Here is a 14,810-nt window from a genome sequence, read left to right as displayed (position 1 = left end):
ATGGGCTTAAACATGGGGGGAAATGAAATCACGATTCAAAGTGCAGTTAAGCTTAGTGGAACACTGACACAGCCGAAATCAAATGTTGCGTTTGCTCCGGCAGTCTGTATTATACCTGGTACAGGAAAATTGGATCGGGATGGAAAACTTAACAGCAAGATTAATTTAAGGCTATACAAACAATTGGCAGATGCCCTAACAGAGATGGGCTTTTACACACTCCGCTACGACAAACGAGGAGTAGGTAAAAGTGAGGGGGATTTTCTGAGAACTGGTATGTGGGATTTGGTCGATGATGCCCAAGCGGCAGTCCGATTTCTGAAAAATGTACCAGGGGTTAACCCTCAAGAAATCATCGTGCTCGGTCATAGTGAGGGAAGTACTTTAGGAACGGCCTTAGCGGCCCGTGAGGAACTTGGTGGATTAATTCTTCTTTCAGGCGCAGTCGAAAGAATTTCTGAAGCTCTTGTTCGCCAACGAGAAATCGCAAGAGTGGATATTTTGAATGCTAAAGGATTCCAAGGAACTCTGCTTCGCCTTTTAGGGGTACCTAATAAGATTGAAAAACAAGCCCAAAAATACATTGATAAGGTCATGAAATCAAATAAGGACACATTAAGAATAAGTCTTGTACCCACAAATGCAAAGTGGATGAGGGAACACTTCACCTATAATGTGAGGGAAGATTTACAACGTGTGACATGTCCTGTATTAGCGATAACAGGAGCGCGTGATATCCAGGCGAATCCCGAAGTTCTAAAGGAATTATCCACATATGTTAAAAGTGATAACGAATATCACATTATTGAAAATATGGGTCATAGCTGTAAATTTCAAGAGAAAACATCGAATATGCTGACGGTTAAAAAAGATATTGTAGAAGAGTCAAAGCTTCCTATTCATCCTGATTTGACAAAGACACTTGAAAGATGGTTAAGGGATCGATACTTGAAATCAAATGAACAAATAATTAATCCTGCATAAGTGGGGGAATACTCGATGATTAATGTAATAGTTGAATCCATTAAACATAAAGAAGAAGTCGCAAAAGTAAATACACTTGCTTTTGGTAAAGAAAATGAAGCGGCACTAGTCAATGGAATCAGAAATTCAAAAGAATTCATTCCGGAATTATCCCTGGTCGCAGTCGATGAAAATGATCAAGTTGTAGGACATATATTGTTCAGTAAAATTTATATAACCTCCCATGGTGAAAAATTGGAGTCTGTTGCGCTTGCTCCGATGGCAGTTCTACCGACCCATCAGGGTAAAGGGATTGGTTCAACACTCGTTCAATTCGGTTTGAGAAGATGTGCAGAATTAGGTTATGAGCATGTAATCGTTCTTGGGCATCCTAATTTTTATCCGAAGTTTGGGTTTGAACGAGCGAGTAAGTATGGAATAATGCCGCCTTTTCCAGTGCCAGACGAAGTATTCATGGCAATTGAACTTGTCCCTGGAGGTTTATCTGGTTTTTCTGGAACAGTAGCGTATCCCGGCGCATTTAATAATGTATAGTGGAACTTTGTGTTGAGTGGGGTAAAAAGACGCAAAGCTCTCTAAGATATACGTCATTACTTCCTGAAGATGGAATAAAATAGTAATGATACTATAATGGAGGTTTTGCTATGGCAGTCGTTAAGCACACATCATCCGATATTGATTTACTGGCAAGATTGCTAAGGGCAGAGGCTGAAGCAGAAGGCGTTCAAGGTATGCTGATGGTCGGAAATGTCGGCATTAACCGTATTAGGGCAAATTGTTCGGATTTTAAAGGGCTGCGGACAATACCTCAAATGATTAATCAGCCCCATGCTTTTGAAGCAGTAACGCACAGTTATTTTTATCAAAGAGCGAGAGATAAAGAGAAGAGGCTAGCAAAGAGGGCAATTAACGGAGAAAGATTATGGCCATCCAAATACAGCTTATGGTATTTTAGGCCACCGGGAGATTGTCCTCCAACATGGTATAATCAGCCAAAGGTGGGCCGTTTTAAGCTCCATTGTTTTTATGAACCAACTTCCGAAACGTGCAGTAGCGTGTATAACACATTTTAGATAGAATTTAGTTGCAAGAGAACACCAGCCTAAAAATATTAGGCTGGTGTTATTTGTATATAGAAGATAATGGACAGTTGACCTTATAAATCTTTCATCAATCTTTTCATGATTAGTTCATAGTCATCTTTTGTAATACCAGGTGCGAATTCCTCTGGCAAGTCATCAAGATCTGGAATAGGAGCACCTTCAGGCGTACCGATTCTTACTTCGAGTGGCTGACCATTCTCTGGATTTGTACCTTTCCAAATTTTATTGATATCTCTATAATCTTTCTCACTCCATGTAAAGAGTACATTGCTTAACCCTTGCGCCTCAAACTTTTTGGCGTGATCAAATTTAGAATTACTTATATTAGGAACTGGTAGCATTTTAGTCAAGTCAGTGCCGGTAGCCATTTCTATAGCTTTCGCATAAGCAAGAATATGTGTGCCTCCACGTACGAGGAGATAACCAATCATCTCCCTGGCAACTGGGTGATCGGTCATTTCGTAAACACGCATTTTATGAGTCCGTGCACCTACTTCAAGGAAGAAATTATGAATCAAATCAAGGACGAGGTTTCCGCTGTTGAAGACATTGTCTCCCGTCCAGGCCCTCCCCATTGAATCTCCAGGCAAAGCGGTCTGTGCAGTAGCTATAAAATGATAAGTATTTCGAGCATCTTTTCCGTTTTGTAGTGGAGCAATGTCGGGATCTCCTGGAAAAGTATTTCCTACAGAAAGCAAGTTAATCGCATTTGTTACAAGTTCGACGTGTCCAAATTCTTCTGCAGTAATACTTGCCACCAAATCATAGAAAGGCTTTAATTTTTTCTTGCCGCGGAAGTTAAATGATTGGAACATATAATTATTTAAAGTTGACATCTCTCCAAATTTCCCACCGAGAAGCTCCTGTACTGCAGCGGCTGCGTTCATATCACCGTGAGCCGGAATTGGCAATTCAATTGCCAGTTTATTTATTCGCTTAAACATGTTTTCCCTCCTTTTCAAGCCTTCATGTTTTGTTTAACCAGGAAAAACCCATATGATTTGTTGTGTCCTAATGAAAAATGGTGTGCCGCCGGATTCTACAACAATATGATCAGGCATTACCGTATTTAAATTTCCGTGGACAGAACCTCTCGTCGTCTGCACAGTTACTGTTTTACCGACAATGGTTGTCAGTGTTTGATACACAAAGGGATCATAAAAGCTCATCAAGTTGTTGTTTGTCATCAAAATCCTCCTTTAAGAGTCATTCATTTGAATATATGCCATTTTTTTTAAAACAGTCTAAAGACAAGCCTGTGTTCTTTGAATTTATGGCATAAATAGGCATTTGTTACTTGCAATAACATTCAGAAAATTATATGATTGTGGTAACTTGTTTAGAAACGGAGGTGTAAAGAGATGATTCGTTCTATTTTTGTTCGTGCGCAATGGTTAGAGATTCTCTATTTTTGTCGCGCGATTTTTCATGATGCAGTTGTCAAAGGGGGAAGTCTGCCCTTTTTTCAAAATTGTATATTGAAATTAGAACGATAACACATCTCTTTACCCAATACATTTGGTAAAAGTGAGTGCTGTTTGCACTCTTTTTTCATGTCTTCTTGGCATGGATATTTATACCAAACATCAACCACGGGTATCTTTAGGGATACCTGTGGTTTTTTTTGTGAGAGTTTTACTGAAAAGGAGAATGAAAAATGATCATTTGCAGTGTTAATCATATAGCTAAATCTTTCGGTGGTAATTTGATATTTAAGGATCTTTCATTAGAAATTAATGAAGGGAAAAGAGTTGGTTTGGTTGGTCGCAATGGCTGTGGTAAAACAACTCTTATGCGTCTGCTTGCTGGTGAAGAAACAGTAGATGAAGGAGTCATTCATTGGAAAAAGGGCTTAAAAATTGGTTATTTAGCACAAATACCACATTATGAAAATATGACCGTTAACCAGGTATTGAAAACGGCTTTTCAAGATTTAGTTGAAATCGAAACAAAATTAAAGTCTTTGGAGATAGCCATGAGTTCAGAAATTGAACCCTCAATACTTGAAAGATTAATCAACGAATATGGTAAATTTCAGGATCAGTTCACTTTAAGAGGTGGATATGACATGGACTTCGAATTGGATCGAGTTTCACAAGGGCTAAATATTACTGGATTAAGTGAAAAGCCTTTTATGCTCCTTAGTGGAGGGGAAAAGACGAAAGTTGGCTTGGCATTAAGCTTGTTAAAGAAACCGGAGCTTCTCCTTCTAGATGAACCTACAAACCATCTTGATTTGATGGCGGTTGAATGGCTAGGGACGTTCTTAAAGGAGTACGAGGGAACCATCATTCTCATATCCCATGATCGCTATTTTCTTGATGAAGTTGTAACGAATGTTCTTGATATGGAGGACGGAGAAATTGAACTATACCATACTAACTTCAGTGATTTCGTAAAATCTAAGGAAGAAAAGCTATTGCGAGAATTCCAGGAATATCATGAACAACAGAAAAAAATAAAGAAGATGAAGGAAGCGATTAAACGCCTTCGCGATTGGGCCAATCGTTCCAATCCTCCGAGTTCGGCTCTGCATAAACGTGCTACTAATATGCAACGCGCTTTGGATCGCATGGAAAAACTGGATCGACCAAAATTAGATACGAAGAAAATGCTCATTGATTTTGAAGCAAATGACCGAAGTGGTAAAGATGTGGTTGTCATGAAAGATGTTTCGAAGCGGTTTGGGGATCGGACTCTTTTTGAAGGTGTTGATATACATGTACAGTACAAAGAAAGAGTTGCGATTGTGGGAGAAAACGGTACAGGGAAGTCTACCCTTATCAAACTCATCTTGCATGAAGTGGAAGCTGACAGTGGCATTGTTAAGGTCGGGAGCAATGCAAAAACAGGTTACTTGTCGCAGCATGTATTTCAAGGGGTAAATGATGAAAGGGTCATTGACGTTTTTAGAAGCGCTGTAACGGTTAATGAGGGAGAAGCGAGACATATATTAGCCAAATTCTTGTTTTATGGACCGGCTGTTTTTAGAAAAGTGAATCAGTTAAGTGGTGGCGAAAGAATGAGATTAAGGCTTGCCCAGCTCATGTATTCGGATATAAACTTCCTCATCCTTGATGAGCCGACCAACCATTTAGATATCGATTCATGCGAGGTTCTTGAAGAAGCTCTAGATGGATTTAATGGGACCATTCTGGCTGTTTCTCATGATCGCTATTTCTTAAATAAGTTGTTTAAGAAAACGTATTGGATTCAAAATGGCAATGTTTTAGTGTTTGACGGCAATTATGAATGGGCTAGAAAGAAGTTAGATGAGCGAAATACAAAAATTAGTATCGAAGAGCCTATTAAGAGAGCAGAGCCTAAGACCGTGATAAAAAAGCAAAGGGAGCAAATTGGCAAAGGTGCGGACGAAATTGAAGCCGATTTGGAGAAACTAGAAGCTACGATTCTAAAGCTTCAATTGCTGTTGGAAAAGGAAGCTGAGCTTCAAAAGATACAAGATCTCTACAAGGAACTCGAAGACCTTGAGAAACAGAGAGATGATTTGTACGACCAACTTGATGTTGTAAGTTGAAATCTTGAAAAAAGAAGTTCCGGCTAATGCGCGGAACTTCTTTTTCTTATTTTCTCCCAAAATCTGCTTTGATTTCACCAAATTGTTTCGTTTCCCATTTCAAAATCTTATTCTTGTAGGTATTTTCTTTAAGCCACTTTTCAGCACGATGAATCATGTCCCACACTTCGTCTGTCTTTGCGTTTCTCACTAGGGAGGTATTGGCTTTTTTGTTGCGAACCCACGACATGGCTGTTTGTGAATCAGTGTAAATGGTTGTTTCTAATCCTTGTTTTTTTAACAGGGATAGTGCATGAACGATGGCCAGGAATTCACCAATATTATTCGTTCCAAGAATGGGTCCAAAATGAAAGATGACTTGTCCCGTTTTTGTGGCCACACCTTGGTATTCCATCATGCCAGGATTTCCACTGCAAGCTGCATCTACAGAAATGCTTTCTTCAATATAACTGCCAGGAGCGGTGCTAGCTTTGGACGTTTTAGAGCTAGTGGTACGAGGTGTGGAAGATGGTGCCTTACTGAATGCCTCTTCAGCTTCTTTTTGAGAAGGAAAGGATTTAAATCTGGCACCTTGGTATCCCTTTGTTTGAGCTTCGCATTCAGCCCATGTTTTATATATTCCAGGTTTTCTACCGCTCCATACAACGTAGAATTTCTTTGATGCCATCGAATTCCTCCTTCACTTGGATGGTGATATGTACACTGTCTATCTAATCCATTATACTGATTATTATCTTAAAGGGAACGACTGAGTTGTCTTTTTCAAAAGGAAGATGGTCATGAACAGCACTACACAACTTATTAAAGAATGGCAGAAAGCGTTATTAAACGAAATACTGCATTTAAAAAAATTCGGCAGTAACAAATATTTGATACAAAAAGGAAGACTTTTATCAGACACGGACGGTTATACCTATTATTTCGATACGAGCTTCCATTTAAATATTCCGGTAGGCTCAAACGTTAGAATTGAGTGGGGAAGCGTAAGGGAGCAAGGGAGAATTCTGTCTTCAGAAGGAAGAGGAGTTATCATTGTTTTCGAAAAAACACTTGGCGATTTGATTGGAGAGGCATTCCTTTTTCACGACCCATGGGAACTTCTCGAACAGTTGATTCAAAGATTCGATGATATTAAAAAAAACAAGCAGAAACGCTTGAGGATAAAAAAATTGATGGACCCTTCTATGCCGGCAAAACATCCTGAAAATAACATTAAAAGTAACGCACATGAACTTATTCTCAGGTCGAAATACAATCCCGTCACCTTTGTTTGGGGGCCCCCGGGTACTGGAAAGACTTATACGCTCGCTCGCGTTGCTGCAAATAAATACTTTCAGGGGAAACGCGTTCTCATCCTGTCCCATAGCAATCAAGCGGTTGATGTCATCATAAAGGAAATATCGAATTTCGTTCGGAAGAAGGAGCGCTTTAAAGAAGGGGAAATCCTTCGTTATGGCTCGAATTCCAGCTTTTCTATTAGTGAAGAAGAATCACTTACTACAAGTCAGCTTCTCGAAAAACATGAACCTGACCTCATTCATGAACGTGAAACATTGACAATGGAGCGGAAGGCACTAAAAGAAGATCTATCTCGTTCTTTCAGTAAGAGGGATTCTGACCGTTTGTTAAGTTTGGAAACGAAAATCAGTAAGGTTTTTGAAAAAATAAGAAAACGAGAAAGCGAGTTTGTGTTAGACGCTCAAATCATCGGAACAACCCTTGCTAAGGCTGCGAGTGACGAATCCATTTATGAAAGCGAATTTGATTTAGTGATATTAGACGAAGCGAGTATGGCTTATGTCCCGCAGGCTGCTTTTTCTGCGACTCTAGCCAAACGAGTAATCATTTGCGGTGATTTTAAGCAGTTACCACCAATTGCGTCATCAAGGGATGCATTAGTCAATCAATGGCTAAAAGAAGACATATTCCACCGCGCTGGCGTAGTGGATTGGGTCAACGAAGGTAGATTGCATCCACACTTATTCTTGTTAAAAGAACAGAGAAGAATGCATCCTGATATTTCAGCATTCACGAATGAGCATATTTATGGTGGATTAGTCGGCGACCACCTGAGTGTACAGAAAAGTAGAAATGAAATTGTCTCCCAACGACCTTTCCCTAATCGTGCTTCCATCTTGCTCGATACAAGTTTTAGTGGCACGTATTGTTCTACAGAAAGGACTTCGCATTCAAGAATTAATCCTTGGCAACTGCTGATTAGCTTTCAACTTATCCACGAAGCCTATTTAGAAGGGGCACGTTCAATTGGATATGTCAGTCCATATCGTGCACAAGCTGGACTGATGCAGAAACTGTTAGAGGATTTATACGAGAGTGAGCTGTTGACGGGTGATATCATTGCAGCCACCGTGCACAAGTTTCAAGGAAGTGAACGGGACGTCATGATTTTTGATACAGTTGATTCTTTTCCGATGGAACGTGCAGGAATGCTATTGATCGGGAAGGAAAGTGAGCGTCTAATAAATGTGGCTATCACTAGGACAAAGGGCAAATTTATTCAAGTGTCTGATACAGAATTCATCAAGAAGAATGTGTACCGAAATAAAACCCTTAGACAGCTAGTCGATCATCAAACTGCACTTAAACAAAATGTACTACCAAGTCAAATTGGCAAATGGATCCAAAATCAACATGCCCGGTTGCAATGGGTACATTCATTAAAATTGGATTCAGTTTTTACAGATATTAAGAATGCGAAAAAAGAAGTCATCGTTTCTTTCCCGAAAAATGATGCTCTTCAATTAGAATGGGAAAAAAAGCTGCGAGAACGTAAGCATGGTGTGAAGTTATTAGTGATTTCTAACGGAAAGGTGGATTCCTTAAAGGCAGATAGAGTCTTTGAACAGACGGTACCTTTTCCGTTTATTATCATCGACAGGAGGCTGTTTTGGTTAGGATTGCCACTTGAAGGTGCGAGTAATGTTAAACCACCCTATGTTTCAGCCCGTTTGGATTCTTCTGCAGTGGTTGAGCACTTTCTCAATCAATTAGATTTGGATTAGACGGAAAAACGCCCGTGCTTCTGCACAGGCGTTTGGGTGACCCTTCCGATCCGAACAATGGTTAAGTGTCCCGCAACAAGCGATGTTTCGGAAGGGTCACTACTACTATACCCGTTCCACTGGACAAATATGCCTCTTTTTTTATGATTTGGTTCTTGAAAAAGTGCATTATTTTATTTCTGTGAAAAATCATGTTATGATAGACATTAATTTGATTAAGGAGTTGTTATCAATGACTAAAAAAGGTTACATACAGATGAAAAGTGGCGACAAAATTGAATTCGATCTTTTCCCAAATGAAGCACCGGGAACTGTTGAGAACTTCGAAAAGCTTGCAAAAGAAGGATACTATAACGGGCTAAATTTCCACCGCGTTATCCCTGGTTTCGTAAGCCAAGGCGGATGCCCACATGGTACAGGGACAGGCGGTCCTGGATACCAAATCAAGTGTGAAACTCAAGGTAACCCACATAAGCATGAGCCAGGTTCATTATCTATGGCACATGCTGGTAAAGATACTGGTGGAAGCCAATTCTTTATCGTTCACGAAGCTCAACCACACTTAAACGGTGTTCACACTGTTTTCGGTAAAGTGACTTCTGGTCTTGAAGCTGCGAAGAGCATGAAGAACGGCGACGTTATGGAAAAAGTTGAAGTATACGACGCTTAATAATGTTTTAATTCCTAAAAAGAGCCTTGGGCTCTTTTTTTGTTTAGCAGGGAATTTGAAGTTTCTATGTGGACGAGGACATGAACGTGGAAGTGGACGTTTGTGTCCTTAACTTGAATTTTGCGTTAACATTTTTGAAAACGTAGATTAGCATGAAAAAACAGGCGATTACATTTTTGAAAATGGCGATTAGACGCAAAAAATACGCGATTATATTTGTAAATTTCAGATGCCACGACTATTTGAGTGTAAAATTGCTCTTTTTAGTAAACAGGTATGGGTATATTTTCGTTTTTTCTTCACCATTATCCCCAGTTTAAGCATCCAACCGGGTAATTCTTTAAATCCGAAATGCTTTTAAATGAAAATTCCTCACATTGTAGCCGAAAATCGAATTTTTGCTTGCGAGATTGCATGCTAAACAAAGATGAGTTGTTAAACTCCATGACGCTTTAGCTTTCGAATGCCTTTATCCACTGCTCGTTTGGGTATGTTAAAAGAAACAGTGTGGAAAAGGAGCGGATAGGATGAATCGGGCAGGCAGATATGCTGCCAGTAGTGAGGCAGATGAACTTGAATTGCTTAAGATCATATATGAGCTAACGGAAAAGGAAAGGATGATTATGTGGGTCGAAGGATATATCGACATAGTCATAGAAAAACTTCCTGATTTTGCCAAAGGTATTCTTCTAGATCAAATACGAAAATGGGAAGATACAAAAGAGTATGTAAAGAATCAAATAGAGGAGATTGTCCTCCAGCCTCATTATATTGAAAGCTTAAAAGGCAGTCGAAAAGAGTTCGCCATTAGCGTGCAAACGAATTATCCCCAATATTTGTCGCTGCTTTTCAGTCATTATGATGGGAAACTGAAGGATTTAGACTTTAGAACATTCGTATACAGAAGGAGATACGGTTCAAAGAAAAAGCGATTTTAATTAAAGGATTAAACCCAAAACAAAGGAAGGGGATTCCCAGTAAATCCCCTATTACTTTTTAAACAATGTATACATGATTGGATCTTCCTCAATGAATTGCAGCGCCTTTTGTCTATATTCCTCTACATGCAAGTATGTAAAACGATTAGGTTTGATTTGAGGTGCCATTTTAATCGCTTGTATATATTCTTCCTTATTCAGTGGAATGGTTTGAACGTAGTCAAAAAAACCAGTCCTTGTGAAGATTTTTTGGATTCTCTCTGCACGATGCGCTTGGACGTTCGCCATAATATAAGTGGCAATCCCCACTTGAATGCCGTGCATTTGTGGGGAAGTCGAAATCTTGTCTATAGCATGTGAAATTAAATGTTCTGATCCACTGATAGGAGAACTATTGCCACTAATTACGGTGGAAATACCGCCCATGGTCAGCGAACTGATTAACTCTTTTAGGAAAATGCAACTTCTTATATCAGTCATTGGCGTTCTAATAAAACTATTCACCGCTTTTTTGCTCAACATATGAGCGAACGCATTTACCGTTCCAACTCCGTTATTTTCTTCGAACTCCCAATCATACAAGGCTGTGATGTTAGAAACCAGGTCACCGATGCCAGCCAATAGAAACTGGGTAGGGACCTTTTGGATCACATTAAGATCTGCAATGATTCCATACGGAACTCTTGCCGGCACAGTCGTTTTCTTTCCATTCACAAGGAGTGAACAATTACTGCTCGCAAAACCATCGTTAGATGCTGAAGTAGGAATGCTAATAAATGGTGACCGCTTTAAGAAAGCCGTATATTTGCCGTAATCAATCACCGCACCTCCCCCAATTGCAATGATGGAATCATACGGTTTTATAGAATAAGACAAAGCAACCAATTCATTAATATCAAGATTTGGCTGCATCAGATTCGATTCCACGACCACGCTCTGGAATTGACCCAATAATTTTTCGCGGATAGTTGAGTAACTGAATTCATCGAACAAGATAAAAACCTTTGAAAAGCCATGCTTCATCAAAGTTTCTTCAAGAAGGAAAATGGAGCCTTCACTTATCTGCAAGATGGTTGGGATTGGTATATTGGAAACGGGTGTTGTCATGGTGTCATTCTTCCAATTTCGATTAAATATGCTTCTATTTCCTTGAAATTATCGATAGGTACAAAAGGGATTTTCATTTCACTCAGGATATTTTGCAGTCCTTTTTTTGCAAATGTAATGTCTGCATGTCGGGCTGGATGCGAATCGGGTTCACTGTCGCCAGCGAAGAAAACCTGTTCATATTGCTCTTTTAATTTTAATATCACCTTTGATTTATCAATCCCATATCTCTCTGAGTAATGCCAATGATTCTTATCGATATTCATGTGAACATTCTTATCTTTAAAATAGCCTTCGTTTGAAAAGACTTTAACATTTTCAACGCCATACTTGTGAAGTAAATGGTGAATGTAATAGTCTGTTCCGGCACTTAGAATATAGAAGTCGGCTCCGTTGTTTTGAACTTTTTTTATGAAGTCGGGAACATACTCATCGATTGGAATGGCAAGCGTATCTGCGATAATTTGTTCTTCTTCCTGATGGATGGATTTAAAAATGGTCGCTAGGAAGTCAATGTCTTTCATTTCGCCTGCTTTCCATTTCTTAAATAATTCACGTCCTTCGGGATAGTACTTATCCATCATGATCACATAAAAATCCTCTTTTGAAATGGTACCGTCGAAATCAGATACGAACGCCCACTTTTTCATATTTAAGCCTCCTTAGATATTCGTCTCATCATTAAGATACCCAAACTTACATGTGAGCAGGCGTACGTAAGCATTAGTTTTGGGATATTTGATAGAATAATGATAAGCTAATAAAATAGGACATTGCAAGAATGTGTAAATGGAGGGAAAAACATGCAAGTAAAACCACTTAAGGGAATTCATCACGTTTCGGCGATTACAGCAAATGCAAAAAAGAATTATGAGTTTTATACCAAGGTATTGGGACTTCGCCTTGTTAAAAAAACAGTTAACCAGGATGATACGTCTATGTACCATCTTTTCTATGCTGATGAAAAAGGAAATCCAGGCACAGATTTAACATTTTTTGAAATTCCACATGCAGGGAATACATACAGAGGTACAAACAGCATTAGTACAACTTCTTTACGAGTGAAAAATGATGAAGCATTAAAATTTTGGGAGCAACGTTTCCAAGATTTCAACGTAGAATACGATGCCATTGTAAAAGAAAATGGTCGTGCAACCATAGCTTTCCGAGATTTTGAAGGACAGCAGCTTAAGCTTGTATCTGACGAGAACAATACAGGTGTAAGTGGTGGGAATCCATGGGATAAGAGCCCTGTCCCAGTTGAACAAGGAATCATTGGCCTCGGACCAATTAGATTGACTGTCTCACGAAGTGAAGTAACTGCGAAGATCCTTACATCTGTATTAGGATTCAGTGAATTGAAAAATGAAGATTCTGTTCGTATTTTTACTACAGGTGAAGGCGGGAGCGGAGCGGAAGTATTTTTAGAAGAAAAGTCTGATTTACCGAGAGAAAGACCAGGCCGAGGCAGTGTGCACCATGTGGCATTTAGAGTGGAAGATGAAGAAGAATTGATGAAGTGGGTGAACCTTCTGAATGAGAAAGGAATCCCGAATTCAGGGTTTGTTGAACGTTACTACTTTAAATCTTTATATTTCAGAGAACCCAACGGCATTCTATTCGAATTGGCAACAGATGGACCTGGCTTTGAAGGAGACGAACCATTTGAAACTTTAGGTGAGCGCTTAGCATTGCCACCATATTTCGAAAATCAAAGAGCTCAAATTGAAGCGAATCTTAAACCATTAGAAACGAAAGAATAGGAGGGATTTACATGCAACATGTTTTTCATAAAGGAGAAAAAGACGGACCAATTTTATTGCTTCTCCATGGAACAGGAGGGAATGAGAAAGACCTTATTCCCTTGGTAAACATGATTGCTCCTGGTGCTTCTTATCTTGGAGTTAGGGGCAATGTATTGGAAAATGGGATGCCAAGGTTTTTCCGGAGACTCGCAGAAGGAATTTTCGATGAGGAAGATCTCGTTTTCCGAACGGAAGAATTAAGCGATTTTATCGATGACATGTCACAACAATACGATTTCGATAGAAAGAATGTTGTGGCTGTAGGCTATTCTAATGGCGCCAACATCGCTGCAAGTCTGATGTATCATTTTGAAGATGCTCTAAATGGTGCCATACTATTTCATGCTATGGTGCCTATGCGTGGAATCCAACTGCCTAATCTCGAAAACACACCTGTTTTCATTGGTGCAGGGAAACGTGATCCCCTCATTCCGGCGAATGAAACGAAGGAACTGGTTGAAGCACTGCGAAATGCTTCCTCAATCGTTACAGAGCACTGGGGCGAAGGTGGGCACGAGTTGACGAGAGAAGAAGTTGAGAAAGCAAGAGAATGGTTTGAACAAAACTTTCAATAATCGTGAAATGATTGAGGGAGTCAGAGTTAAATGATCAATACTCTATTTGGAAAAAGCAAATTGAAACGAATGCTTACATTTGTTTGTATGCTGCTCGCTATAAATGTAGGTGTAAGTCAATTCCTCATTAAACAGGCATCATCAGAATGTAGCAAAACAGGCCATGAAGCCATTGTGGATAGGGGCATACTTAGTATCAACTGGTCAGTAACTTGTAAGTAATGGATGAACCGAGAAGGCGTACAGACTTAGTCTGTATGCTTTTTTTATGGAAAAATAAAGCGAAAAGCAAAATTTAGGGAAAACTAATAGTTTCATATTGAAGTTAAATGGTATATACTATATATTAATAAGTATAACACAATTAAGATATAAACATAAAAGTGCTACATATTTGTAAGGTTTGATTAAAGGTGGTGGAGACAATTAAACTGACCAAAAGGCAGGAAGAAATCATCCAAATCGTCAAAGAGGGCGGACCTATCACAGGTAAAGAGATAGCCGAGAAGCTGTCATTAACAAGAGCAACACTTCGACCTGATTTATCTATATTGACGATGGCGGGTAATCTCGATGCAAGACCTCGGGTAGGATACTTCTTGAATGAAGAAAGTGATACAAAAGTTAAGATTGATAAATTCAGAAGTCAATTGGTGAATGAATTCAAAGCGCATCCCATTGTTATTGAGAAATCTCATTCTGTTTATGATGCTATCGTTCAGCTTTTCCTTGAAGACGTTGGGACACTTTATGCAGTTAATCAGTCAGGTCATCTTGCTGGAGTGATTTCCCGAAAGGATCTGCTAAGGGCAGCCTTAGGAAATAAAGATCTTAATGATTTGCCGGTAAGCGTCATCATGACCAGAATGCCCAACATTGTCACAATCACACCTGAAGAAAATCTACTTGATGCTGCAAAAAAGCTGATGCAAAATCGCATTGACTCTTTACCAGTAGTCCGCGCGACTGATGAAGATCCGAATACGTTTGAAGTGATTGGCCGAATTACAAAAACGACGATTACACGAGCATATATTGAGGTATTAGGGCAGTAGCCGAAGTAGGGA

17 protein-coding genes are annotated in these 14,810 nt (G+C 39.4%); 12 read left to right on the top strand and 5 right to left on the bottom strand.

Annotation, left to right across the window (positions count from 1 at the left end; all coding sequences use genetic code 11):
- From BMZ31_RS11445 to BMZ31_RS11435, 3 genes are all read left to right on the top strand, one after another.
- Positions 1 to 984: an alpha/beta hydrolase gene (locus BMZ31_RS11445; protein ID WP_090831868.1), complete on the top strand. Its 984-nt coding sequence runs from the start codon at positions 1 to 3 to the stop codon at positions 982 to 984.
- Positions 985 to 999: 15 nt separating this feature from the next.
- Positions 1,000 to 1,518 (top strand): GNAT family N-acetyltransferase, encoded by a 519-nt coding sequence (locus BMZ31_RS11440; RefSeq protein ID WP_090831867.1) that lies wholly within the window; start codon positions 1,000 to 1,002, stop codon positions 1,516 to 1,518.
- 110 nt (positions 1,519 to 1,628) lie between these two features.
- Positions 1,629 to 2,057, top strand: a complete 429-nt coding sequence (locus tag BMZ31_RS11435) for a cell wall hydrolase (RefSeq protein WP_090831866.1) — start codon at positions 1,629 to 1,631, stop codon at positions 2,055 to 2,057.
- A gap of 83 nt (positions 2,058 to 2,140) precedes the next feature.
- Here the strand turns inward: BMZ31_RS11435 and BMZ31_RS11430 are convergent, their stop codons facing one another.
- The gene (locus BMZ31_RS11430; RefSeq protein WP_090831865.1) at positions 2,141 to 3,031 is read right to left on the bottom strand and encodes a manganese catalase family protein; all 891 of its coding nucleotides are present in this window, start codon (positions 3,029 to 3,031) and stop codon (positions 2,141 to 2,143) included.
- Between the two features lie 33 nt (positions 3,032 to 3,064).
- Positions 3,065 to 3,274 carry a YuzF family protein gene (locus BMZ31_RS11425; protein ID WP_090831864.1) on the bottom strand — a complete coding sequence of 70 codons (210 nt, stop codon included), beginning with the start codon at positions 3,272 to 3,274 and terminating at the stop codon, positions 3,065 to 3,067.
- 174 nt (positions 3,275 to 3,448) lie between these two features.
- Here BMZ31_RS11425 and BMZ31_RS20925 point away from each other — a divergent pair, with 174 nt between their 5' ends.
- Both BMZ31_RS20925 and abc-f read left to right on the top strand, forming a co-directional pair.
- Positions 3,449 to 3,583 (top strand): RAxF-45 family protein, encoded by a 135-nt coding sequence (locus tag BMZ31_RS20925; RefSeq protein WP_090831863.1) that lies wholly within the window; start codon positions 3,449 to 3,451, stop codon positions 3,581 to 3,583.
- Positions 3,584 to 3,744: 161 nt separating this feature from the next.
- Positions 3,745 to 5,625, top strand: coding sequence for a ribosomal protection-like ABC-F family protein (gene abc-f / locus BMZ31_RS11415; protein WP_090831862.1), 1,881 nt, complete (start codon positions 3,745 to 3,747; stop codon positions 5,623 to 5,625).
- 46 nt (positions 5,626 to 5,671) lie between these two features.
- On the opposite strand, the gene BMZ31_RS11410 is transcribed toward abc-f, so the two are convergent.
- A complete protein-coding gene (locus BMZ31_RS11410; protein WP_090831861.1) occupies positions 5,672 to 6,292 on the bottom strand; it encodes a ribonuclease H1 domain-containing protein in 621 nt (206 codons plus the stop codon).
- A gap of 112 nt (positions 6,293 to 6,404) precedes the next feature.
- Here BMZ31_RS11410 and BMZ31_RS11405 point away from each other — a divergent pair, with 112 nt between their 5' ends.
- The 3 genes from BMZ31_RS11405 (at position 6,405) to BMZ31_RS11395 (ending at position 10,256) form a co-directional block, all read left to right on the top strand.
- Positions 6,405 to 8,648, top strand: a complete 2,244-nt coding sequence (locus BMZ31_RS11405) for an AAA domain-containing protein (RefSeq protein WP_090831860.1) — start codon at positions 6,405 to 6,407, stop codon at positions 8,646 to 8,648.
- A gap of 232 nt (positions 8,649 to 8,880) precedes the next feature.
- Positions 8,881 to 9,318 (top strand): peptidylprolyl isomerase, encoded by a 438-nt coding sequence (locus BMZ31_RS11400; RefSeq protein ID WP_090831859.1) that lies wholly within the window; start codon positions 8,881 to 8,883, stop codon positions 9,316 to 9,318.
- 527 nt (positions 9,319 to 9,845) lie between these two features.
- Entirely contained in the window at positions 9,846 to 10,256 is a 411-nt protein-coding gene (locus BMZ31_RS11395; protein WP_090831858.1) for a hypothetical protein, read from the top strand.
- Positions 10,257 to 10,307: 51 nt separating this feature from the next.
- Here BMZ31_RS11395 and BMZ31_RS11390 read toward each other — a convergent pair whose 3' ends face one another.
- Positions 10,308 to 11,363, bottom strand: a complete 1,056-nt coding sequence (locus BMZ31_RS11390; protein WP_090831857.1) for an iron-containing alcohol dehydrogenase family protein — start codon at positions 11,361 to 11,363, stop codon at positions 10,308 to 10,310.
- Entirely contained in the window at positions 11,360 to 12,013 is a 654-nt protein-coding gene (locus tag BMZ31_RS11385) for an MtnX-like HAD-IB family phosphatase (RefSeq protein WP_090831856.1), read from the bottom strand. Before BMZ31_RS11385 ends, BMZ31_RS11390 begins: the two co-directional genes overlap by 4 nt.
- A 153-nt stretch (positions 12,014 to 12,166) precedes the next feature.
- Here BMZ31_RS11385 and BMZ31_RS11380 point away from each other — a divergent pair, with 153 nt between their 5' ends.
- The 4 genes from BMZ31_RS11380 to BMZ31_RS11365 all read left to right on the top strand — a co-directional run bounded on the left by BMZ31_RS11380 (position 12,167) and on the right by BMZ31_RS11365 (position 14,798).
- Positions 12,167 to 13,126 (top strand): ring-cleaving dioxygenase, encoded by a 960-nt coding sequence (locus tag BMZ31_RS11380; protein WP_090831855.1) that lies wholly within the window; start codon positions 12,167 to 12,169, stop codon positions 13,124 to 13,126.
- Positions 13,127 to 13,137: 11 nt separating this feature from the next.
- On the top strand, positions 13,138 to 13,743 hold the full coding sequence (locus BMZ31_RS11375; RefSeq protein WP_090831854.1) for an alpha/beta hydrolase: 606 nt from the start codon (positions 13,138 to 13,140) through the stop codon (positions 13,741 to 13,743).
- 30 nt (positions 13,744 to 13,773) lie between these two features.
- Positions 13,774 to 13,965, top strand: coding sequence for a hypothetical protein (locus BMZ31_RS11370; RefSeq protein ID WP_090831853.1), 192 nt, complete (start codon positions 13,774 to 13,776; stop codon positions 13,963 to 13,965).
- A 194-nt stretch (positions 13,966 to 14,159) separates the two neighbouring features.
- A complete protein-coding gene (locus BMZ31_RS11365) occupies positions 14,160 to 14,798 on the top strand; it encodes a transcriptional regulator CcpN (RefSeq protein WP_254778758.1) in 639 nt (212 codons plus the stop codon).
- The last annotated feature ends 12 nt before the right edge of the window (positions 14,799 to 14,810 follow it).

It is taken from the genome of Bacillus sp. cl95 (genome assembly GCF_900115925.1).
GTDB lineage: Bacteria > Bacillota > Bacilli > Bacillales > Cytobacillaceae > Neobacillus_A.
Note: the sequence above shows the minus strand (reverse complement) of the source record. Positions and strands in the feature narration are given on the sequence as shown.

Coding starts and splice junctions, on each gene's coding strand:
- BMZ31_RS11435 (WP_090831866.1), top strand. CDS start 1,629: ATGGCAGTCGTTAAGCACACATCATCCGATATTGATTTACTGGCAAGA.
- BMZ31_RS11405 (WP_090831860.1), top strand. CDS start 6,405: ATGAACAGCACTACACAACTTATTAAAGAATGGCAGAAAGCGTTATTA.
- BMZ31_RS11445 (WP_090831868.1), top strand. CDS start 1: ATGGGCTTAAACATGGGGGGAAATGAAATCACGATTCAAAGTGCAGTT.
- BMZ31_RS11370 (WP_090831853.1), top strand. CDS start 13,774: ATGATCAATACTCTATTTGGAAAAAGCAAATTGAAACGAATGCTTACA.
- BMZ31_RS11380 (WP_090831855.1), top strand. CDS start 12,167: ATGCAAGTAAAACCACTTAAGGGAATTCATCACGTTTCGGCGATTACA.
- BMZ31_RS11375 (WP_090831854.1), top strand. CDS start 13,138: ATGCAACATGTTTTTCATAAAGGAGAAAAAGACGGACCAATTTTATTG.
- abc-f (WP_090831862.1), top strand. CDS start 3,745: ATGATCATTTGCAGTGTTAATCATATAGCTAAATCTTTCGGTGGTAAT.
- BMZ31_RS11385 (WP_090831856.1), bottom strand. CDS start 12,013: ATGAAAAAGTGGGCGTTCGTATCTGATTTCGACGGTACCATTTCAAAA.
- BMZ31_RS11440 (WP_090831867.1), top strand. CDS start 1,000: ATGATTAATGTAATAGTTGAATCCATTAAACATAAAGAAGAAGTCGCA.
- BMZ31_RS11390 (WP_090831857.1), bottom strand. CDS start 11,363: ATGACAACACCCGTTTCCAATATACCAATCCCAACCATCTTGCAGATA.
- BMZ31_RS11400 (WP_090831859.1), top strand. CDS start 8,881: ATGACTAAAAAAGGTTACATACAGATGAAAAGTGGCGACAAAATTGAA.
- BMZ31_RS11395 (WP_090831858.1), top strand. CDS start 9,846: ATGAATCGGGCAGGCAGATATGCTGCCAGTAGTGAGGCAGATGAACTT.
- BMZ31_RS11430 (WP_090831865.1), bottom strand. CDS start 3,031: ATGTTTAAGCGAATAAATAAACTGGCAATTGAATTGCCAATTCCGGCT.
- BMZ31_RS20925 (WP_090831863.1), top strand. CDS start 3,449: ATGATTCGTTCTATTTTTGTTCGTGCGCAATGGTTAGAGATTCTCTAT.
- BMZ31_RS11425 (WP_090831864.1), bottom strand. CDS start 3,274: ATGACAAACAACAACTTGATGAGCTTTTATGATCCCTTTGTGTATCAA.
- BMZ31_RS11410 (WP_090831861.1), bottom strand. CDS start 6,292: ATGGCATCAAAGAAATTCTACGTTGTATGGAGCGGTAGAAAACCTGGA.